Genomic DNA, 20,205 nt, shown 5'->3' on the forward strand with positions numbered 1-20,205 from the left:
AGGCATGCCCCGGCCACACCGAGCCCTCCGCGCGGGCTCAGCGGGCCCCGAACACCTGCGTCCACACCGGACCGCCGCCGGAATCCTGCTTCCCCATCCCGATCTCCTTGAACGAGCAGTTGAGGATGTTCGCACGGTGGCCCGGGCTGTCCATCCAGGACCGCATCACGTCGGCCGGCGTCCGCTGACCCTTGGCGATGTTCTCGCCGTACGTCGACCACCGGTATCCGGCGGCGGTGATCCGGTCGCCCGGGTCCCTGCCGTCCTGCGAGGTGTGGGAGAAGTAGTCCTGGGCCGCCATGTCGGCGGAGTGCCGCTGCGCGGCCGTGTTGAGCAGGCCGTTGACGGACACCGGGCCGCAGCCCTCCTTGGAACGTTCGGCGTTGACCAGTCCGGCGACCTGCTCGGCCATCCCCGAGGGGGCGGGCGGCGCGGGAGCGGGCGGGGCCGGCTTCGGAGCCGGAGCGGCGGAGCTGGGAGCGGGCGGCGGCGGCGTGCTCTTCTTGGGCTTCGGCCTGGGTTCGGGCTTCGTCGAGGGGCTCGGCGACTTCGAGGCGCTGGGCGACGCGGACGCCGACGGGGAGGGGGACGAGGAGGCGGGGGCGGCCGACGTGGGCGCCTGCGTACGGTGGGCCGGAGCATCGGCCGTGACGGTCGTCGCGTCCCGGTCGTCGCCGTCGGTGTAGAGGTGCACCGCCGCGCCGCCGGTGCCCAGCGCCGCGACCGCGACGACGGCGGCGACGGCAGAGTTGCGGCGGCGCCGCCGGGCCTGCACCCGTCTGCGCTCGGCGCGCCCCGCCCCGGCACCGTCCGCACCCGCAACGGGCGCCTGGAGGTGCGCCGCCGTGGCGAGCAGTTCGGGAGCGGCTCCCGCCCCCGCCGCCGCGGCCACCGGAACGAGCGCGAGACCCACCAGCAGCCCCTCGGCGGGCACCAGCCCCGCCCCATGACCCGAGCACACCGTGCACTCGCGGGCATGGCGGGCCAGCCGCTTGCGCCACAGGGAGGAGGGGACGCCGTCCCAGCCTGCGGTGATGTCCTCCAGCAGCACGCACGGCGGATCCGCCGCCAGCGCGCCCACGACGACCCGCGCCGCTTCCAGTTGGGCCTTCATCCGCTGCACCCGTACGGCGGTGTGCTGCGGGGTGAGTTCGAGAGCGGCGGCGACCTCGGCCCGGGACAGATGCCCGGCGGTCTCCAGCCACCACAACGACAACAGGGCACGGTCGTCCTCGTCCAGCCAGCGTGTCGCCTCCGCCACCTGCCGCCGCTGGCCGGTCAGGCCGAGCTCCAGGATCGTCACCTGGACGAAATCGGCGCGGGGATCCGGCAGGTCGTACGCGGCGTCGAGCCGGTCCGCCGGTATCGCGCCCGCCTGCTTCTCGCGCCAGTGCGTACGTATCTCGTTCATGGCTATCGCCACCAGCCAGGAACGGAAGCGCTCCGGGTCGCGCAGGTCGGGCAGACCCCCGAGCATGCGCAGCACCGTCTCCTGCACCACGTCGTCCACGTCCGCATGGCCCTCCAGCGCGCGTCCGACGACGTTGTAGAGCAGCGGCAGGTACGCCGAGACGAGCTGGTCCTTGGCCTGCTGGTCGCCGCCCTGCGCGGCCGCGATCAAGACCGTCGGGTGATCCTTGCCCATGCTGTGCTCACTCTTCCGGGGTCCGGTGCTGTCACTTCCCACACTCGGGAGATGGGGTGAGGGCGGGACGATAACAAGAATCCGGCGAGCAACCCCGGAAACCTTTGTCACGGACCCGCGCCGCCCGGCCCCGCCGGGCCTGTGGCGGCACGGTGCGCAGCGGCCCCGGCACACTCCGCGCGCCGGTCTGTGCCACGGAGGGTGATCCGTGGCACAGACCGGCGCGCGGGAAACCGGGGGACCGGACGTCGGTCGCCCGGTCACCGGTGGCGCGGCTCAGGTGCGGGGCGGCCCGTCCTGGTCGCGGTCCGCGCCCAGCTGCTGCTTGGACTTGTCCTGGGCGGTGTCGACGTGCCTCGTGTACTTGCCCTGGGTGCGGTCGTCGACCATGTCGCCGGCCTTGTCGATGCCCTTGCCGGCCTGGTCCTCGTGGCCCTTGAGCATCTTCTTGATCTTGTCCAGTGCGGACATGTCTTCTCCTCGTCGATTCTGCGCCCCCACACTTCAAGGGTCACCGCACCGGGCCCTGACCGCATCCGCGCCGGAAGACGGCGAGAGGCCGGGCCGACGGACCCGGGGCGCAGAAGTGTGAAGCCGCGCCGACTGGGCAGATACCGGTTGACCAGGAGGAGGTGGTGGCAATGGGCCGCATCCGAGTCGTCGTCCGTCGTCCCCCGCCCCCGTCGGGGCCGCCGCCGCTCGATCTGCGCACTCCGTCGGGCCGCCCCCTGCCGTACTGACCGGACCCCGCCCGCGACCTCTCCGGCCCGGACAGGCGCGTCCATGCGAGTGACGGGTCGCCCAGGTCGCCCACCCCCGTCGTGGGTGGTCCGCCCGTGTCACGGGTCGCCCGGGTGAGGGCCACCGTCCAGCGGGCCGTGCCGCCGCCGTCGGTCGTCGTACCGTCCGGTGTCCGGCCCCGACAGCGGCGCGAGCTGCTCCACCAGGGCCTCCAGCTCCTCGACGGCGTATTCCGTCTCCCGGCGGATGTTCTGGTGCTCCGCGACGATGGCCCCGAGCAGCAGAGCGGTGAGCGCGACGGATGCGTTGAGCAGCGACAGATTGGCCATGACCTGCATCAGGCTGTGTCCGGCGAACGGCCCCAGCGCGTCCGTACCGGCGATGATGGCGAGCACCGAGACGACCAGGGCGCACGGTGCGCTGCCGGGCAGCTGGAAGCGCAGGGCCGACCAGATGATCACCGGGAACACCACATAGATCATCGAGAGCGAGCTGCGCGTGGCGATCAGTGACGTCACGACCACGACGACCGCGAGAGCGGACGCCTCCAGCCACCGGTCGCTCGGGCGAGGCCACCGCACCCGGCGCAGGACCAGCAGGACGGGGGTGACCACCAGGACGCCCATCGCGTCCCCCGCCCACCAGGACGACCAGACCAGCCAGAACCGTCCCGGCGGGACCTTGTCGTCGAGCAGCAGCGTGAAACTCCCGACGGAGGCGCTGATCAGCATTCCCGCGAACGCGCCGAGGAAGACCAGACAGACCCCGTCCCGCAGCCGGACCAGCTCGCTGCGGAAGCCGACCCTCCGCAACAGCGCGTACGCGGCCAGCGGGGCGGCCGTGTTGCCGAACATGATGGCCAGACGGCTCACCGTGAACGCGTCGCCGATCTCGGAGACCGTGACCAGCGTGCCCAGAGCGATGCCCGGCCAGACGCGGACGCCCAGGCACAGCAGCGCGGCCAGAGCGATACCGGTGGGCGGCCACAGCGGAGTGACGACCGCGCCGTCGATGACGACCTGGCGCATCAGCCCGACCCGCCCCGCCAGATAGTAGGCGCCGGCCACGCCCAGGATCTGTGCCACGTACACGGCCCGACGTCTGGCTTCCTTGCTGCGGATCACACCACTCATCAGACACCGACCGCGGTGGGAGTCGGCTGGTGACACGCGCGGTACGGTCCGGCGTCACCGGGCTCCGCGACGGGCGGCGGCGTGCCGCAGGACCAGGACGGCGGCATCGTCCTCGTGCCCCGTCACCTCCGCCGCGCCCAGGACCTCGTCGGCCAGCTGCGTCGCGCTCGCCCCGGCGTGCGCGGCGACCAGCCGCCGGACCCGCTCCAGGCCGTCCTCGATCAGCAGCGACGGTCCCTCGACCACCCCGTCGGTCAGCAGCACGATCACCCCTTCGCTGTCGAGGGTGTGCCGGGTGACGGGATAGCCCTCGCCCGGCTCGATGCCCAAGGGCATGCCGCCCGGGTCCTCCGTGACGCCGGACCGGCCCCCCGTGGTGGCCCACACGGACGCCACGTGCCCGGCCCGGGCGCTGCGCAGCTCCCAGGTCGTCGGGTCCAGCCGCAGGAACGTACAGGTCGCGAAGAGCCCCGAGTCCACGGAGACCAGCAGATCGTTCGTCCGGCCCAGGATCTCGCCCGGATCGGACGCCGTGCCCGCGATGGCCCGCATCGCGATCCTGACCTGCCCCATGAAGGCGGCCGCCTCGACGTCATGGCCCTGTACGTCACCGATGGCGAAGCCGAGGGCCCCGTCCGCGAGGGGGAAACCGTCATACCAGTCGCCGCCGATGTCCAGTCCGTGGCGGGCGGGCGCATAGCGGGCCGCGGACTGCAGACCGGGGAGCGTGGGCAGGGCCGCCGGAAGCATGTCGCGCTGGAGGGCCTGCGCGAGTTCCACCCTGGCCTGGTGGAACTCCACCTCCCGCCGAGCGCGCGCGGTGAGGTCCTGCAAGGTGTTGAGCAGGTCCTCGGCGCTGGCTGAACGGGGAGTCCGACGCCGGTTCATGGGCCGCTCCGCGATGCGTTATGTCCCTGAATCATATGGCGGGCCACCCCGAGCGGCGACTGCGGCGACGTCCGCGTACCGGCGGCCGGGGCGGCGCGCCGTTCAGGACGGACGGGCGCGGTACAGATCGCGGAGGAGGGCGATCTCGGCGCCGTGGTGCAGCACCTCCTGGTTGACCCACCAGACCACGTCGACGAAGGGGTCCTCGGCGTCGCTGCCGTTCGGATACGCGCTGTACCCGATGGTGTCCAAGGCCCTGTCGTCGGCGCTGAGCAGCGCCTCGCGCCAGGCGGCGGACGCGGTCTCGAAGGCGGCCACCGCCCCGGCGGCGTCCCCCGGGGTGTGGTAGCCCCGGCGGGTGAGCGTCCTGCCGCCGTGGGTGTGGTCGGCGCGGAGGGCGAGCATCTCGGAGAGATGGCTCAGACGCCAGGCGATGGTGGTGAACGGCGGGGGGAACGGATGCGGGAAGTCCGCCGCGTCCCGTCCCCAGTCACCGGCCCCGGTCAGAGCGGTGGCCCGCGTCCCGGGGCCGTCGCCGCGACGGCGCACGGACCAGCAGTCGGGCACGGGTTCCCAGAGGTATTCGTCGTCGCCGAGCGGGGTGACGCCGACGTCCATGCCGTTGCCGCTGTCCATGACAGGGCCGGCCAGGCGGGCGAGGAGCCGCTCGCAGGCGAAGTCGAACTGCTCGAGCAGGGGGATCAGACGGGGTGGGATGGTCACCGGTGGAGCGTGCCACAGCCCACGGGCGGGCGCGCGCCGATTTCCGCCGGCCGCCCGCGGGCTCGGCCGGACGGCCCGGCACCGCACGTCCCGCCGCCGGACGGTGGCCGGATGGACGCTCGTACCGAGCCGTTGTCAGTGCTCGGTGGGATGCTGCCCGCATGGACGAGCTGATGAGGCAGCGACGGGTGTACGGCACCGACCACGACGACCCCCGCCCGGGACCCAGACCGGGGCACGACTACCGCGAACTGGTCGGCGGCCCGCTCGACGGGCTGCTGCTCGACGTCACCGGCTGGGACGAGGCGGACCTGCGCGACGGCGTCGGGCTGGTGACCGAGATCGGCGCCTACGGGCCCGGCGGACGAGCCGAGTACGGACCGCGGTCGCCGGACAGCCACCAGTGGGACTGGCGCGGCGACGTGCGCTGACGGAGGCCGGGTGGTGAGGGCAGGGGCGGCAGGAATCGAACCTGCGACATACGGTTTTGGAGACCGCCGCTCTGGCCGCTGAGCTACGCCCCTTGGGTACGGGCCGAAGCTTGGCACGCCCGTCGGCGCGCGCCAACCGGTTTTCGCGACACCGCCCCTGCTCCGTTCCACGGCGCCGGGCCCGCCGGGCTCACCCGACTGCCCGCCGGTCGACCGCCACGGGCGGTCGACCGGCCGGGGAGGGGCTGAAGGCCCGTCCGGGCCGTCCGGTAGGTTGGCCGGTCATGTGGGCTTTGAGCGCGGTCGGACACCGGCGGCTGGGTGCGGTGGGATCCCTGGCGATCGTCGGCAGCGGCTGGTTCGCCGGAAAGCTCCCGGTTCACGACCCCTGGGGTGTGTGGACCGACCACGGGTCCACCACCAAGGCCGTGGCCGCCGCCGTCGCCTACGTCGGGCTGACCGTGCTCGTCGTTGCCTGGTGGCAGTACGGCAAGACCGCCTCCACCGTTCGCGACACCCTCGTCACCCTCGCCTGGTGGACGGCCCCGTTCCTGCTCGCACCCCCGCTCTACAGCGCCGACGTCTACAGCTACATCGCCCAGGGCTCGATGGTCGTCGAAGGGCACGACGTCTACACCGTCGGTCCCTCCGCCCTGGACCCCGGCGGCATTGGCGGCGACGCCGCCGCGAGCGTCGGCAACCACTGGCGCGACACCCCCGCCCCCTACGGGCCGCTCTTCCTGCTGATCTCCGCCGCCGTCGCCTGGACCACCGGCGGCACGATCGTCCCCGCCGTCCTCGCCATGCGGCTCGTCGCACTCGCCTCGCTCGCCCTGATCGTCTGGGCCCTGCACCGCCTGGCGCGCGAACACGGCCTCGGCGGGAGCCGCGCCCTGTGGCTGGGCGGCCTCAACCCGCTGCTGCTGATCCATGTCGTCGGCGGCATGCACAACGACGGACTGATGATCGGCCTCATGCTCGCCGGTTTCGTCCTCGCCCTGCGCGGAAAGTGGATCGCCGGCAGCGCACTCGTCGGACTCGCCATGATGGTGAAGTCACCGGCGGCCGTCTCGCTGCTGTTCATCGGGGTCCTCGTACACGCCGCCGCGACGGGCCCCCAGTGGCGTCGCTGGGTCAAGGGGCTCCTCGCGCCCGGACTGATCGCCTGCGCGGTCGCCGGAGGGGCCACGCTGATCAGCGGCACCGGATTCGGCTGGCTCGACACCCAAGGCGTCGCCGCCAACATCCACACCGCGCTCTCCGTCACCAGCGACGTCGGCCTCGGCCTGGGAGAGCTGGCCCACCTGCTGCTGGACATCGACCCGGAACCGGTCAAGTCCGCCGTCCAGACTCTGGGCCTGGCGGTCGCGCTCGGTCTGATCCTCGTCCTGGGCCACCGCGCGATGCGCGGCACCGTCACACCCGCACACGCGCTCGGTCTCTCGCTGCTCGCGCTGGTCGCCCTTTCGCCCATGGTCCAGCCCTGGTACCTGCTGTGGGGCATGGCAGTCGTCGCCGCGACCGCACCGTACGGACGCCTCTCCGCCGTCCTGATCGTGCTCTCGGCGGCTCTGGTGTACGAGACGCACCCCATGGGGGCCACCCCGCCCTACGGGTTCGCCCTCGCCGGACTCGCCGTCGTCCTCGGCACCCTCGCGATCCGCCGGAGCCCCGTCGTGCCCCCGGACGTCACGCTGCCCCGCCGCCGCAGCCCGGAGGACGCCGCGGCGCACCGGCACACCCCCGCGCCCGCCGATTCCCGGGCTCCCGCCCCGGCCTCGCAGAACGCGCCGTAGAGAAATTCCTCGACGCTCCGCGAGACCCTCCGTTACGGTGGGCGGGTCCTGTTGTCTCCGATAGAGGTGGACGTTGCGCATCTGAGGTCCGCGATCATCGCGCGGTACGGCCCTGGCCCGTACACGGTCACGACGCAGTCGGCATGTCTGCCGCCCGTGACTTCCGCGTGGATGCGACCTCGGTGCTGAGCCGTCCTCACCTCCGCAGGACCGTCCTCCCCACCCCTCTCCGCCCCTTCGGGCCGGGTCGCCGCGTGCTGTTCGCATACGAAGCCCCCTTGTTCCTCCGCTTCCGACTGCGAGAACTCCTATGAGCCATCCCACCGCACCCGGCGCCTCCGTCGCCGCCTCCAACCTCACCTTCCGGTGGCCCGACGGCACGAACCTCTTCGACGGGCTCTCCCTCACCGTCCCCCGGGGCCGCACCGGTCTGGCCGGGGCCAACGGCGCCGGCAAGTCAACGCTCCTGCGCCTGTTCGCGGGAGTCCTGCGTCCCGCGTCGGGTTCCGTCACCACCGGCGGAAACCTCGCCTACCTGCCCCAGAACATCACCCTGGACACCGGCCTCCGCGTCGATGCCGCCCTCGGTATCGCCGAGCGGCGGGCCGCCCTGCGCGCCATCGAGTCCGGCGACGTACGGGAGGAGCACTTCGAGACCGTCGGCGACGACTGGGACGTCGAGGAACGCGCCCTGGCCACCCTCGGCTCCCTCGGGCTCGGTTCCGTCGAACTGGACCGTAACGTCGGGCAGTTGTCCGGCGGGGAGACGGTCCTGCTGCGCTTGGCCGCACTGATTCTGGAACGCCCGGACGTCCTCCTCCTCGACGAACCGACCAACAACCTGGACCTCTTCGCCCGTCGCAGGCTTTACGACGCCGTCGACTCCTGGCGCACCGGCATCCTGATCGTCGTCAGCCATGACCGGGACCTGCTGGAACGCGTCGACCGCATCGCCGAACTCCGCTCGGGCTCGGTGAGCTGGTACGGCGGCGGCTGGTCCGCCTACCAGGAGGCTCTCGCCGTCCAGCAGGAGGCGGCCGGGCGGATGCTGCGCGCCGCCGACGCCGACGTACGCCGTCAGCAGCGCGAGCTGGAGGAGACCCGGATCAAGGTGGCCCGCCGCCAGCGCCACGACAAGAAGCTGGACGGGCAGCGGAAGGCCCGCGCATCGTCGCGGGGGAGCGCAAACGCTCGGCCCAGGAGTCCGGGGACCGGCTGCGCGGACTGCACGAGGAACGCCTCGACGAGGCCCGCGAGCGCAGGGAGGAAGCGGCCGAAGCCATCCGCCGCGACGCCGAGATCAAGGTGAGCCTGCCCCACACCGCCGTACCGGCGGGCCGCACCGTCCTGACGGTACGGGACCTGAGCCTCCCCCACGGACGGCTGCGCGAGGGCAGCCTCCATGTGCAGGGACCCGAGCGCATCGCCCTGATCGGCCGCAACGGGGCCGGCAAGACCACCTTCCTGCGCACGCTCACCGGGGAGCTGGCACCGAGCACCGGAGAGGCCACGGCGGCGGTGCAGCTGAAGTTCCTCCCGCAGCGGCTCGACGTCCTCGACGACGCGCTGAGCGTCGCCGACAACGTCGCCCGCACCGCCCCGGGCACCACCGACAACCAGATCCGCTCCCAGCTCGCCCGGTTCCTCTTCAAGGGCGCCCGCGCCGAGCAGCCGGCCGGCACCCTCTCGGGCGGCGAACGCTTCCGGGCCGCGCTCGCGGCGACGATGCTCGCCGCGCCCGCCCCGCAGCTGCTCCTGCTGGACGAGCCGACGAACAACCTCGACCTGGCCAGCGTGCGCCAGCTGACGAGCGCCCTGGAGTCCTACGAGGGGGCGCTCCTGATCGCCGGCCACGACCTGCCGTTCCTGGAATCCGTGAGCATCACCCGATGGATCCTCCTGGAGGACGAGCTGCGGGAGACGGATCCCGACGAGGTCCGCGAACTGTTCGGGAGCGCGGAATCCACCCAGGGGGGCACGGCGTGACGGGCGACGGACCGGGCCCCTGCGTCATCCTGATCACCGGAGTGATGGCGGCGGGCAAGTCCACCGTCGCCCAGCTCCTGGCGGAGAGCCTGCCGCGAGCGGTCCATGTGCGCGGCGACGTTTTCCGCCGCATGATCGTCTCCGGCCGCGCGGAGATGACCCCCGACGAGGCCGAGGAGGCGCGGCGCCAGCTCGATCTGCGCCAGCGGATCTCCGCGCAGGTGGCCGACGCCTACGCGGACGACGGATGGACGGCCGTCGTCCAGGACATCGTGCTCGGCGAGGACCTGCCGCGTTACGTCGACAGGGTCCGCACCCGCCCGCTGCACGTCGTCGTGCTCGCCCCCTCGCCGGAAACCGTGCGCGAGCGGGAGGAGGCGCGGGGCAAGACCGGGTACGGGGCGTGGACGGTCGAGGCGTTCGACGCGTATCTGCGGAGCGGGACACCGCGGATCGGGATGTGGCTGGACACGTCCGGCCAGACACCCGAGGAGACGGTTTCGGCCATCCTCGACGGACTGCGCGGGTGAGCCGCCGGGTGCCGGCCGCGGTGGGGTGAGACGGTGGGGCGGTGCGGGTGGCGGCGGGCTGTCAGGCCGCTTCGTAGCTGTGGGCCCGCCCGCCCCGCCACTCCACCCAGACCGGGTTGTCGAGGAGCCGGTCCGCTTCTTCGAGGCCGGCCTCGCTCAGGAACACGATCACGTCGTGGTCGCTGTGGGCCAGCCCGAGTATCTCGTCCCGGCCTTCGTAGTGCACGGTCACCCGGCGGCCGCCCGAGGGGGTCGGACGGTGGATGACGATCGGGGGATTTGCCATGGATCCACCCTGCGACGCTCCTCGCACCCGCGCATCCCCGGCAGAACCTCCTGGCGAGCGGCCCGGCGACGGCCCGGACAAGGCCCCCGCACCGCCCCCGGGGGTCGCGAGGGCCCTCACCGCCCGGTGCGCGCGAGTTCCACCGTTGTGGTGACGCGGACCAGGGAAGGGCTGCGCGGGGCGGAGCCGAACCCGAAGGCGACCGGCGGTTCGAGCGGGGCGAGCGCGCCCAGGCCGACACCGTCCAGCACGGCCTCGGCTGCCACGACGGGCCGCAGCCCTCGCGCCCCGTACCACTCGCGCCGTCCCGGGCCCGCGCGGCCCAGGGTGCGTACGCCGGGCATCAGCAACCGGGCCGGTACGTCGCACAGCGCCGCCCAGACCGGGCTGCGGGCGAACGCGGCAGGAACGGCGGAGAGCAGCAGACCGAGGGCCGACCGGCGTCCGGTCCGCAGCCGCAGGCGCAGCGGCCCCGCCTCGACGAGCCAGACGGAGGCCCTGGCCGGGGCGACGGCCGTGACGGACACGGGCACCACCTCGACCCGGTCGAAGCGGTAGGTGGCGGCGACGAAATCGGCGATCCGCCGGGACGGGGCCAGCAGGACCCGCTCGCCGTCCGGATGCTCGACCATGACGTCGCTGAACGCCCCGAACGGCGAACACGGCCAGTGCCCGACCACCAGCCGGGTCCCCGAGGAGGTCCCCACACCGGCGATCCAGCCGTCGAACCGCAGTCGCTCATCCGTCACGACCGCCAGTCTGCCCCGCAACCGCCCCGGATCACTCGAAGCGGGACGTGTCCCCGGCTCCGCGGCGGACGATCTCGGGCTCGTCGCCGGAGAAGTCGATGACCGTGGTCGGCTCGGTGCCGCAGTCGCCCGAGTCGATGACGGCGTCCACCTCGTGGTCGAGCCGTTCCTTGATCTCCCAGCCCTGCGTCAGCGGCTCCTCCTCGTCCGGCAGCAGCAGGGTGCTGGAGAGCAGCGGCTCGCCCAGCTCGGAGACCAGCGCCTGGGTGACGACGTGGTCCGGGATGCGCACGCCGACCGTCTTCTTCTTCGGGTGCAGCAGCTGACGGGGGACCTCCTTCGTCGCGGGGAGGATGAAGGTGTAGCTGCCGGGCGTCGCCGCCTTGACCGCGCGGAACACGTCGTTGTCCACGCGGACGAACTGCGCCAGCTGCGCGAAGTCGTGGCACACCAGCGTGAAGTGGTGCCGGTCGTCGAGATTCCGGATCGACCTGATCCGGTCGATGGCGTCGCGGTTGCCCAACTGGCAGCCCAGGGCGTAGCACGAGTCGGTCGGGTACGCGACGAGCGCACCGGACCGAAGACTGTCGACCACCGTGCCGATGGTGCGGGGCTGGGGGTTTGCGGGGTGCACGTCGAAGTACTTGGCCATCCGCCGAGCTTACGCGTTCGGGCAGGGCCGGGAGAGCCCTGTGCACGGACGCGTGAAGAGGCGGCCCGTCCTGCGACGGGCCGCCTCTCCTCCGCTTCGTACGCCGGTGTGCGGCGCGGGGCCGGTCAGACCGCGGCGGCCCCCACCAGCTCGTCCAGCACGTCCTCCATGGTCACGAAGCCGATGACCGTGCCCTTGTCCCCGGTGACCGCCGCGAGATGCGTACCGGCGGCCCGCATCGCGGTGAGGGTGTCGTCGAGCGGGGTGTCGATCTCGACCCGGATGACGGGGTGGAGGGCGCTCGTCGGCAGCGCCTTGGTGCGCTCCGCGACACCGAGGGCGTCCTTGATGTGGAAGTAGCCCAGCAGCCCGTCGTCGGGGCCGATCACCGGCAGCCGGGAGAAGCCCGAGGCGACCGCGGCCCGCTCCAGGCCCTGCGGGGTGATGCCCAGGTCGATGGTGACGGTCCGGTTCAGCGGGACCATCACCTCGCCGACCGGCCGGGTCCCGAGCTCCAGGGCGTCCCGCAGCCGCTCGCCGTCGGCCGGGGCCAGCAGTCCGGCGTCGCTGGAGTCCTTCACCAGACGCACGAGCTCGTCGTCGGTGAACACCGAGGCGACCTCGTTCTTGGGCTCCACCTTCAGCAGCCGCAGCAGCATGTTGGCGAAGGCGTTGATGCCGAAGATCACCGGACGCAGTGCCCGGGTCAGGGCCACCAGGGACGGCCCCAGCGCCAGGGCGGTGGCGACGGGGGCGGCCAGCGCGATGTTCTTGGGGATCATCTCGCCGATGAGCATGTGCAGATACGTCGCCAGCGTCAGCGCGATCACGAAGGCGATCGGGTGGACCAGCGCGTCGGGCACGCCGACCGCGTCGAACGGCGGCTCCAGCAGATGGGCGATGGCCGGCTCCGCGACGGCGCCCAGCACCAGCGAGGAGATCGTGATGCCGAGCTGCGCGGTGGCCATGGCGGCCGACAGGTGTTCGAGGCCCCACAGGGTGCTCTTGGCGCGGCGGCTGCCCCGGACGGCCTGCGGCTCGATCTGGCTGCGGCGGACCGAGATGAGTGCGAACTCCGCGCCCACGAAGAACGCGTTGGTCAGGAGGGTGAGCGCGCCGATGGCGAGCTGAATGGTGGTCATCGGGCGTCCTCCTCCACGAGGGCCAGCGCCGGCAGGGGCGCGGTGATCCGGACCCGGTCGGCCCGGTGGTGCTCGATGTCGAGCACGTCGAACTGCCAGCCGTCGACCTCGACCCGGTCCGCGCGGACGGGGATGCGGGCCAGCTGGTTGGCGAGCAGGCCGGCGAGCGTTTCGTACGGGCCTTCCGGCGCGGTGAACCCGATCCGGTCGAGCTGGTCCAGCCGGATGCTGCCCTCGGCCGCCCAGACCTGGCGGCCGTCGCCGAGCGGCTCGGCCGGTGCGAGGTCGGGGCGCTCATGCGGGTCGTGCTCGTCCCGGACCTCGCCGACGACCTCCTCCACGATGTCCTCGACGGTGGCGACTCCCGCCGTACCGCCGTACTCGTCGATCACCACGGCCATCGTCCGGTGCTTGCGCAACTGCGCCAGCAGCCGGTCGACGGGCAGCGAGTCGGGGACGAGGAGCGGCTCGGTGGCGAGCGAGGTGACCGGAGTCCGGGGCCGCTCCGACTCGTCCAGGGCGAGGACGTCGCGGATGTGGACCGTGCCGATGACCTCGTCCAGGCTGTGCCGGTAGACCGGGAAGCGGGACAGGCCGGTGGCCAGCGTGAGGTTGGCCGCGTCGGCCGCGGTGGCGTGGGCTTCCAGCGCCCGGACGTCGACGCGCGGCGTCATGACGTTCTCGGCGGACAGCTCGGCCAGGTGCAGGGTGCGGACGAAGAGCTCGGCCGAGTCCTGCTCGATGGCGCCCTCGCGGGCGGAGTGCTCGGCGAGTGCCACCAGCTCCTGCGGCGTACGGGCGGAGGCCAGCTCCTCGGCGGGCTCCAGGCCCAGTCGCCGCACGAAGCGGTTCGCGGTGTTGTTGAGGTGCCGGATGAGCGGCCCGAAGGCGGCCGTGAACGCCCGCTGCGGGGTGGCGACGACCTTGGCGACCGTGAGGGGGCTGGAGATCGCCCAGTTCTTCGGGACCAGCTCGCCGACGACCATGAGGACCACGGTGGACACGGCCACGCCGAGGAGCGTGGCGACCGTGGACACCGCGCCGGACGGCAGGCCGACGGCGCCCAGCGGGCCGCGCAGGAGCACCGCGAGGGACGGCTCGGCCAGCATGCCGATGACCAGGGAGGTCACGGTGATGCCGAGCTGGGCGCCGGAGAGCTGGAAGGTGAGCCGCTTGGCTGCCTTGAGGGCGCTCTCGGCGCCGCGCTCACCGGCCTTCGCGGCGCGTTCGAGCTCGCTCCGCTCGATGGTCGTGAGCGAGAACTCCGCCGCGACGAAGACCGCACAGGCCAGTGTCAGCGCGAGGGCGAGGAGAAGAAGGACCACTTCGCTCACCGTGTCACCTCCGTTCCCTGGTGTGCGGGGTCGGGGATGACACGGTTCGTACTGGGAGGCTCACCCATTGCGGTGCCGCAGCTCCTTCTCTGTTCGGGTCGTCGGGATCGACGGTGGGGGACGGGTGTGAAACCCGCCTGATAGATAGTAAAGGGAGCGCAAATCAATAGGGTGTGGCGGGCGTCACATGAGGTGCCGTCCGAGGGGAAACTCCTCGCGGAGGGTGATGCGGTACGGGCGCGGGGTGAGCGTTCGCGATCTTGATGGCCGGAACTGTGCGTAGCGGTCGTGGGCTGGGGAAATCCTTTACCTCCCGGGAGCTTCGGCCCGGCGAGGTGGCTCACGCCCCTCGATCGCCCATCCACAGAAGGAGCGGACGCCGCACATGGTGTTCAAGAAGTTGCTCGGAGCCCTCGGGGTCGGTGGCCCCTCGGTCGACACGGTTCTGCAACCCGGCCCGGCCCTGCCCGGTGGTCTCCTCTCCGGAGAGGTCCGACTGCGGGGCGGCGGGTCGGACGTGACGATCGACCGGATCTCCCTTCTCCTCGTCGCCCGGGTCGAGAGAGAGGGCCAGGAGGAAGAGGACGAGGGCACGGTCGTCCTCGAACGGTTCAGCGTCGGCGGCGGCTTCCGGCTGGCGGAGGAAGCCGACCACGCCGTGCCGTTCACCGTCACCCTGCCGTGGGAGACGCCGATCACCGAACTCCACGGCCAGCACCTCGGCCCCGTGCTCGGCATCCGGACGGAGGTGGAGATCGCGGGGGCGCGTGACAAGGGCGACCTCGACGCGCTCGCGGTGGGACCGCTGCCCGCCCAGGAAGCGATCCTGGAGGCCTTCGGCCGGCTCGGATACGTGTTCAGGTCCGCGGACCTGGAGCTCGGCCACATCCGCGGCACCGGTCAGCGACTGCCCTGCTACCAGGAGATCGAAATCCTCCCGCCCGCCGGCCACGCCCACGCCGTGAACGAGATCGAGGTGACCTTCATCGCCGCACCGGGCGGCCTGGAGGTCGTCATCGAGGCGGACAAGCGTGCCGGGCTCTTCACCGAGGGCCACGACACGGTCCACCGCTTCACCGCATCCCACCACGCGGCCCCGCAGACCGACTGGAACGCCCAGGTCGACGCCTGGCTGAAGGAGGTCATCGCCGGCCGCGAGGCCCATGGAGCGCCGCCCTCGTACGGTGGCGAGCACGGTGACCGGCACCGCTCGGGCCCCGGCGCGGGCTCCGTGGTGGCCGGGGTCGCGGCGGGCGCGGCCGTCGGTGTCGTCGGCGGCATGGTCGCGGCCGAGGTCGTCGACGAGATCGGTGACGCCTTCGAGGGCGAGGAGGACGAGGAGAGCGGCGAGGAGGGCTGACCCGAGGAAGCCCCGGGCCGGAAGGGGGTCAGCCCGCCTTCCGGCCCGTCCCGTCCGGGGCCAGGCGCTCGCGCAGGGCATCGAGGTCCGGGAGGAACCAGATGTCCTGGCCCCGGTTGGCCTCCCGGACGAGGTCCGGCAGGGCCGAACTGGCCGCCAGGTGACGGCCGATGTCCCCGACGACGACCAGGCGCAGCCGGTAGTTCGCGAATTTCTGCAGGATCTCCCCGGCGAAGCCGGTGCTCAGGTCGAAGAAGCGGTCGTCCAGTCGCGGGGCGGGCACGGCCACCACCTCCGCGGCGTGGAACGCGGCGCCGATCAGATGGTCGAGGGCGTCCTGGACCGTGGAGATCGACGCCCCGTCGGCATCGCACACCAGGACCGGCGCGCCGTGATGCTCGACGACGTCAGGCACGGTCCGCCTCCTGCTCGGCCGATGCGGCGTGGGCGAACAGACCGCTGTCCGGGCCGAGCACGCCGTCGATCAGGCGCAGCAGATCGGCGGTGGCGCCTGCCCCGCCGAGTACGACGATCTTCATTCGGCTTCGCTCCTTGTCGTAGACCGTCTGGACACGCAGGGAGCCCGACACCCGCCGCGCGGACTGTGCGCTCGCCGTCACCAACGTGCCGAGGCGGTCCGCGGCGTCCGGACCGAGCGCGTCGATCTGCACGATGCTGGACACCTCGACGTGCCCCGACGCGGCAGCCGGAGGTGGCGTGGGGGCCGTGCTGCTCTCCGGTGCGCCGGTCAGGGCTTCGAAGTCCTCCCTGCTGACCCGGTACTGCTTGCCGATCCGGACGGCCCTGAGCCGTCCGTCGCGGACGTAGTTGCGCACGGTCCGCACGTGCAGGCCCAGCCGTTCGGCCACCTCGCCGATCGAGTAGAGCTCACGCTCGTCGCTTCCCATGGATGCAACGTACCTCAATGTTCTGCATCTGTCCCTATTTTCTTCCTTGTTCCTCTTCAAGGGAAAATAGGGAAGGGTGGAGAGTGATTGCTCTCCCCGGCCGTGCTCGGCAGGTGTCATGGGCTCCTGGGAAGGAAGGTGAGAAGCGAACGGCCGCCCACGTGGACAAGGAGCCCCCCCATGAACCCCGGAACCCGGCAGCCCGATCCCCGGCACCGGCGCCCCGAAGGCGTCACCGACACGACGGTCGAGGCGCTCGGCGCCCTGTCGAAGGCGCTCGAGACCGCAGAGCGGGCCCGGGGCGCCCTGTACGAGTTCCACCAGCTCACCGGGAGCGCCGACCTGGCCCTCGACGAGGCCGTACGGCTGCTCCGCGCCGCGGGGCACGGGCGGCAGGCCGATCAGGTCGAACGGGAGATCCTCGGCCGCAACGTCATCCCCGGGCACTGGACGTTCCAGATCGTCGAGGAGTACAACTCCACCTACTACGACGTGTTCCGGACGGTCGAGCAGGGGATCCGACAGGACCTCGCCGAGGGCCGTGACCACCTCTACGAGGCCGAAATGAAGGCGGCCCGGCGGACCGAGGGGCATCCGGACCACACCGCCGACTGACCGTCGCCCGTCGTATCGGGGAGGCTCACCCCACCCGCCGTCACCGAACGTAGCCGCACGAGATGCGGACCGCACCGACTCCGGTGACGCTGGGGCTCCGGTCGCGCACGCAACGCCGGTCGCCGACGGAGGACCCACGACGGAGGACACCCCCATGAACCTGTACGACAGCCCGGCGGAGCGAGCCCGCCGCACCCGCGAACGCGCCGAGGAACTGGGCCGCGCCGCCGACCGGGCGACCGACCCCGAGCACCGCCGACGGCTGCGGGCGAAGGCCCTGCGACTGCTCCGCGAGGAACCCACGCCCGACGCCGGCCGCTGAGGCCCGCCTTATCGGCCCCCTGCCTGCCGTGCGGAGGAAAGCCGATTGCCCGGGTGCTCGCCGCCCGGGTAGCGTCACGCCCCGTGACCCCGACTCTGCGCACCGAGCGGCTCCTGCTGGAGCCGTACGTCCCCGAGGACGAAGAGGATTTCGTCTCCCTGTTCCAGGACACCAGGGTGTCCCGATGGATGGGTGACGGCCCTTCCCCCGAGGCGGAGGACCGGGCCCTGTTCGGACGGGTCTTCACCAAGGTCTACGCCCAGGACCTGTTCGCCGTCTGGGCCGTCCGCCGTGACGGCCGACTGGTCGGGCACGCCGAGATCAAGCGGACCGACACCGTCGACGGCCACGAGATCATCTATGCCCTGGCGCCCGCGGCGTGGGGCTTTGGCCTCGGGACCGAACTGGCCCGGGCCGTCATCGCCCATGGCTTCGACACCCTCGGGCTGGACGAGGTCCACGCCACCGTCGCCGCCGCGAACAAGGCCTCGTTGACCCTGTTGGACAGGATCGGCTTCGCTCACGTGAGGGACATCGAGGAGGACGACGGCAGCACCACCCGTGTGCTGACCCTCCGTCGCTGACCCCGGTCGTCCGCCGAGGCCCGGCGGGGAGTCGGAGTTCAGGCCGGGGGAGCCACCGACGCACCGTCGACGCCATGACGCTCGAGGGCGTCGGCGACGAAACCGTCCGCCTTCATCTCCTCCACGAACGACGCCAGCAGCTTCTGCGCCGCCGCCCCTCGCCCGGCCGGCACCCCATGGCCTGCTGGATCACCATGAACCGCCCCGGCAACACCCGTACGCCCGCCTCCCGCGCGGCCTCGGCCTCCAGCAACTGCCGGATCCCGGCGGCCACCTCGACCCCGCCCGCCCGCAGGGCCGCGAGCGCGCGCGGGGCGCCCTCCAGCCGGACGATCTCGGCACGGCGGATCTCGCGGGTGAGGAAAAGGTCGTAGGCGGATCCGGCCCCGACCGAGATCCGCGTGCCCTCACGATCCACCTGGTCGTTCTCGGTCAGGGAAGCGCGCTCCGGCACCAGATAGCTGCCCTCGATCAGGACGTACGGTGCGGTGAACCGCAGCCCCTCGCCCCGCGCCGGGTCGACCGCGAAGAACCCGATGTCCGCCCGTTCGGCCCGCACCGCGTCGACCGACAGCGCGGCCCGCTCGAAGGCCACCAGCTCCACGGCCACTCCGAGCCGCCGCCCGAACTCCCGTGCCAGGTCGACCGATACCCGGCCGGCTCTCCGCTCGCCGGATCACGGTGGGCCAGGATCGGGTTGCCGAGGTTGATCGAGGCACGCAGGGTGCCGCCGGGCGCGAACGAGGAGACCAGGGTGGAGGGCGTCGGCTGCTGAGACATGGAGCCGAGTCTATGAGCGGGCCCACGGCGGTCGACGGGCGGGCCCGCGGCGATCGAGGGGCGTACGGAGCCGGCCGAGGCCCGCGACGCCTCGGACCACCGCCGACCGGTATGCCCCCACCCTGCGTACTCAGGCCCCCACCGTGCCGTCCACCCCTTCCCGCAGCAGATCCGCGTGACCGTTGTGGCGGCCGTACTCCAGCAGGACGTGCACCATGACCATCCGCAGCGAGACGTCCTTCTCCCAGCGCGGCTGACGCCCCACCAGGTCCAGCGAAGCCGCCTCCCGCTCGATCCGGCGCGAGGTCTCCACCTCCGCCTCCCAGGCGGCGAACGCCTCGGCGCCGGTGGAGGCGCTCGCGTCGTACGCCGCCTGGAAGTCGAAGGGCTTCTCCGACCACACCATCGGAGCGTCCTCGTCCTCGAACACCCGCCGGAACCAAGCGCGTTCCACCTCCGCCAGATGTCGCACCAGAGCCAGCAGGGACAGCGTGGACGGCTCCATCGACCGCTCGCGCAATTGCTCGTCGCTCAGCCCGGCGCACTTCAGGGCCAGGGTCTCGCGGTGGTAGTCGAGAAAGGCCCGCAGCGTCTCGCGCTCACCGCCCAGGAGCGGGGGCCCGACCCGGTCGTCACGCTTCATGATCATCATCCTCGGTTCCGGGGTTCCGGCCGACAGTATGTCCGTCCCGGCGTTCCCCGGGCAGCCGGGTTTCCGCGCAGCCGCCTCTAGGCTGGGGCCATGGACGTACGAGAACTGCTGCGGCGTTCCGGGGGACCGGTGACACGGGACCGGATCAGGGACGACCTGGCCGCGCTCGGTCTCGGACCGGGCGACACCGTGATGTTCCATACGCGCCTCTCCGCGGTCGGCTACGTCCCGGGCGGCCCCCAGACCGTCATCGACGCCCTCCTCGATGCCGTCGGCCCGACCGGCACGCTGATGGTTTCCTGCGGCTGGAACGACGCCCCGCCGTACGACTTCACCACCTGGCCCAGCCCCTGGCAGGACGCCCTGCGCGCCCACCATCCCGCGTACGACCCGGAACTGAGCGAGGCCGAGCACACGAACGGCCGCCTCCCCGAGGCCCTGCGCCGCAGACCGGGGGCCGTACGCAGCCGCCACCCCGACGCGAGCCTCGCGGCACTCGGCCCGTCCGCCGCCGCGCTGATGGCCGACCACCCCTGGGACGACCCGCACGGCCCCGGCAGCCCGCTGGCCCGCCTCGTCGCCCTCGGCGGGCGGGTGCTGCTGCTCGGGGCGCCCGGCGAGACGATGACCCTGCTTCACCTCGCGGAGTCGCTGGCCCAGGCGCCCGGCAAGCGGTTCGTGACGTACGAGCAGCCCGTCCGCGTGGACGGCGTCCGTCTCTGGCGCACCTTTCACGACATCGACTCGACGGACGGCGCGTTCGACTACTCCCGGGTCGTGCCCGAGGGGCAGGACCCGTTCGCTGTGATCGTCCGGGCCATGCTCGACGCGGGCATCGGCCGGTCCGGCGCGGTCGGGGCGGCCGAGAGCTTCCTGTTCGAGGCCGGCCCGGCCGTGGAGTTCGGCGTCCGCTGGATCGAGGAGCAGCTGAACGCCCCCGCGTGACGG

Annotated in this window: 22 protein-coding genes, 1 tRNA gene and 1 pseudogene; 9 read left to right on the forward strand and 15 right to left on the reverse strand. The window is 72.3% G+C overall.

Annotated elements, in window-relative coordinates:
• Positions 1-37: 37 nt before the first annotated feature.
• The 5 genes from CCZ36_RS33275 to CCZ36_RS33295 all read right to left on the reverse strand — a co-directional run bounded on the left by CCZ36_RS33275 (position 38) and on the right by CCZ36_RS33295 (position 5,130).
• The gene (locus tag CCZ36_RS33275; RefSeq protein ID WP_128819242.1) at positions 38-1,645 is read right to left on the reverse strand and encodes a sigma-70 family RNA polymerase sigma factor; all 1,608 of its coding nucleotides are present in this window, start codon (positions 1,643-1,645) and stop codon (positions 38-40) included.
• A gap of 276 nt (positions 1,646-1,921) precedes the next feature.
• The gene (locus CCZ36_RS33280; protein WP_069735922.1) at positions 1,922-2,116 is read right to left on the reverse strand and encodes an antitoxin; all 195 of its coding nucleotides are present in this window, start codon (positions 2,114-2,116) and stop codon (positions 1,922-1,924) included.
• Positions 2,117-2,484: 368 nt separating this feature from the next.
• Positions 2,485-3,510, reverse strand: coding sequence for an MASE1 domain-containing protein (locus CCZ36_RS33285; RefSeq protein ID WP_164873574.1), 1,026 nt, complete (start codon positions 3,508-3,510; stop codon positions 2,485-2,487).
• A 63-nt stretch (positions 3,511-3,573) separates the two neighbouring features.
• Entirely contained in the window at positions 3,574-4,407 is an 834-nt protein-coding gene (locus tag CCZ36_RS33290) for a PP2C family protein-serine/threonine phosphatase (RefSeq protein WP_069735920.1), read from the reverse strand.
• Positions 4,408-4,509: 102 nt separating this feature from the next.
• Positions 4,510-5,130, reverse strand: coding sequence for a DinB family protein (locus CCZ36_RS33295; protein WP_128819244.1), 621 nt, complete (start codon positions 5,128-5,130; stop codon positions 4,510-4,512).
• Positions 5,131-5,291: 161 nt separating this feature from the next.
• Between CCZ36_RS33295 and CCZ36_RS33300 the strand changes: the two genes are divergently transcribed.
• The gene (locus CCZ36_RS33300) at positions 5,292-5,561 is read left to right on the forward strand and encodes a hypothetical protein (protein ID WP_006129434.1); all 270 of its coding nucleotides are present in this window, start codon (positions 5,292-5,294) and stop codon (positions 5,559-5,561) included.
• Between the two features lie 20 nt (positions 5,562-5,581).
• Here CCZ36_RS33300 and CCZ36_RS33305 read toward each other — a convergent pair.
• Positions 5,582-5,654 (reverse strand) — tRNA-Trp (locus CCZ36_RS33305).
• Between the two features lie 191 nt (positions 5,655-5,845).
• Here CCZ36_RS33305 and mptB point away from each other — a divergent pair.
• From mptB to CCZ36_RS33320, 3 genes and pseudogenes are all read left to right on the forward strand, one after another.
• A complete protein-coding gene (gene mptB, locus CCZ36_RS33310; RefSeq protein ID WP_128819245.1) occupies positions 5,846-7,357 on the forward strand; it encodes a polyprenol phosphomannose-dependent alpha 1,6 mannosyltransferase MptB in 1,512 nt (503 codons plus the stop codon).
• A gap of 310 nt (positions 7,358-7,667) precedes the next feature.
• Positions 7,668-9,343, forward strand: a pseudogene (locus CCZ36_RS33315) (ABC-F family ATP-binding cassette domain-containing protein).
• The gene (locus CCZ36_RS33320; RefSeq protein ID WP_069735916.1) at positions 9,340-9,873 is read left to right on the forward strand and encodes an AAA family ATPase; all 534 of its coding nucleotides are present in this window, start codon (positions 9,340-9,342) and stop codon (positions 9,871-9,873) included. The pseudogene CCZ36_RS33315 and the gene CCZ36_RS33320 overlap by 4 nt, the downstream one beginning before the upstream one ends.
• Positions 9,874-9,934: 61 nt before the next feature.
• Here CCZ36_RS33320 and CCZ36_RS33325 read toward each other — a convergent pair whose 3' ends face one another.
• The 5 genes from CCZ36_RS33325 to CCZ36_RS33345 form a co-directional block, all read right to left on the reverse strand.
• A complete protein-coding gene (locus tag CCZ36_RS33325; protein ID WP_010062441.1) occupies positions 9,935-10,159 on the reverse strand; it encodes a hypothetical protein in 225 nt (74 codons plus the stop codon).
• Positions 10,160-10,275: 116 nt separating this feature from the next.
• A complete protein-coding gene (locus tag CCZ36_RS33330; protein ID WP_128819246.1) occupies positions 10,276-10,908 on the reverse strand; it encodes a hypothetical protein in 633 nt (210 codons plus the stop codon).
• A gap of 31 nt (positions 10,909-10,939) precedes the next feature.
• Positions 10,940-11,560 carry an L-threonylcarbamoyladenylate synthase gene (locus tag CCZ36_RS33335; protein WP_069735915.1) on the reverse strand — a complete coding sequence of 207 codons (621 nt, stop codon included), beginning with the start codon at positions 11,558-11,560 and terminating at the stop codon, positions 10,940-10,942.
• A 125-nt stretch (positions 11,561-11,685) separates the two neighbouring features.
• Positions 11,686-12,702 (reverse strand): hemolysin family protein, encoded by a 1,017-nt coding sequence (locus CCZ36_RS33340; protein ID WP_069735914.1) that lies wholly within the window; start codon positions 12,700-12,702, stop codon positions 11,686-11,688.
• Positions 12,699-14,036 (reverse strand): hemolysin family protein, encoded by a 1,338-nt coding sequence (locus CCZ36_RS33345; RefSeq protein WP_069735913.1) that lies wholly within the window; start codon positions 14,034-14,036, stop codon positions 12,699-12,701. The genes CCZ36_RS33340 and CCZ36_RS33345 overlap by 4 nt, the downstream gene beginning before the upstream one ends.
• Before the next feature lie 385 nt (positions 14,037-14,421).
• On the opposite strand from CCZ36_RS33345, the gene CCZ36_RS33350 reads away from it, so the two are divergent.
• On the forward strand, positions 14,422-15,396 hold the full coding sequence (locus CCZ36_RS33350) for a sporulation protein (protein WP_128819247.1): 975 nt from the start codon (positions 14,422-14,424) through the stop codon (positions 15,394-15,396).
• Positions 15,397-15,424: 28 nt separating this feature from the next.
• Here CCZ36_RS33350 and CCZ36_RS33355 read toward each other — a convergent pair whose 3' ends face one another.
• Together CCZ36_RS33355 and CCZ36_RS33360 are read right to left on the reverse strand one after the other, a co-directional pair.
• A complete protein-coding gene (locus CCZ36_RS33355) occupies positions 15,425-15,811 on the reverse strand; it encodes a DUF4180 domain-containing protein (RefSeq protein WP_128819248.1) in 387 nt (128 codons plus the stop codon).
• The gene (locus tag CCZ36_RS33360; protein WP_069735910.1) at positions 15,804-16,304 is read right to left on the reverse strand and encodes a helix-turn-helix domain-containing protein; all 501 of its coding nucleotides are present in this window, start codon (positions 16,302-16,304) and stop codon (positions 15,804-15,806) included. The genes CCZ36_RS33355 and CCZ36_RS33360 overlap by 8 nt, the downstream gene beginning before the upstream one ends.
• A gap of 180 nt (positions 16,305-16,484) precedes the next feature.
• Here CCZ36_RS33360 and CCZ36_RS33365 point away from each other — a divergent pair, with 180 nt between their 5' ends.
• The 3 genes from CCZ36_RS33365 (at position 16,485) to CCZ36_RS33370 (ending at position 17,825) form a co-directional block, all read left to right on the forward strand.
• Positions 16,485-16,919 carry a hypothetical protein gene (locus tag CCZ36_RS33365; protein ID WP_128819249.1) on the forward strand — a complete coding sequence of 145 codons (435 nt, stop codon included), beginning with the start codon at positions 16,485-16,487 and terminating at the stop codon, positions 16,917-16,919.
• Positions 16,920-17,073: 154 nt separating this feature from the next.
• On the forward strand, positions 17,074-17,241 hold the full coding sequence (locus CCZ36_RS34970; protein ID WP_164873575.1) for a DUF6381 family protein: 168 nt from the start codon (positions 17,074-17,076) through the stop codon (positions 17,239-17,241).
• Positions 17,242-17,324: 83 nt separating this feature from the next.
• A complete protein-coding gene (locus tag CCZ36_RS33370; protein ID WP_069736045.1) occupies positions 17,325-17,825 on the forward strand; it encodes a GNAT family N-acetyltransferase in 501 nt (166 codons plus the stop codon).
• 112 nt (positions 17,826-17,937) lie between these two features.
• On the opposite strand, the gene CCZ36_RS33375 is transcribed toward CCZ36_RS33370, so the two are convergent.
• Both CCZ36_RS33375 and CCZ36_RS33380 read right to left on the reverse strand, forming a co-directional pair.
• Positions 17,938-18,429 carry a transporter substrate-binding domain-containing protein gene (locus CCZ36_RS33375; protein ID WP_237302781.1) on the reverse strand — a complete coding sequence of 164 codons (492 nt, stop codon included), beginning with the start codon at positions 18,427-18,429 and terminating at the stop codon, positions 17,938-17,940.
• Positions 18,430-18,735: 306 nt separating this feature from the next.
• Complete coding sequence (locus CCZ36_RS33380; protein WP_069736044.1) at positions 18,736-19,248, reverse strand: DinB family protein; 513 nt, start codon at positions 19,246-19,248, stop codon at positions 18,736-18,738.
• Positions 19,249-19,347: 99 nt separating this feature from the next.
• On the opposite strand from CCZ36_RS33380, the gene aac(3) reads away from it, so the two are divergent.
• Positions 19,348-20,202 carry an aminoglycoside 3-N-acetyltransferase gene (gene aac(3), locus CCZ36_RS33385; protein WP_069735907.1) on the forward strand — a complete coding sequence of 285 codons (855 nt, stop codon included), beginning with the start codon at positions 19,348-19,350 and terminating at the stop codon, positions 20,200-20,202.
• Positions 20,203-20,205 lie beyond the last annotated feature (3 nt).

The sequence above is a fragment of the Streptomyces sp. S063 genome, from assembly GCF_002832675.1.
Taxonomy (GTDB): domain Bacteria; phylum Actinomycetota; class Actinomycetes; order Streptomycetales; family Streptomycetaceae; genus Streptomyces; species Streptomyces sindenensis.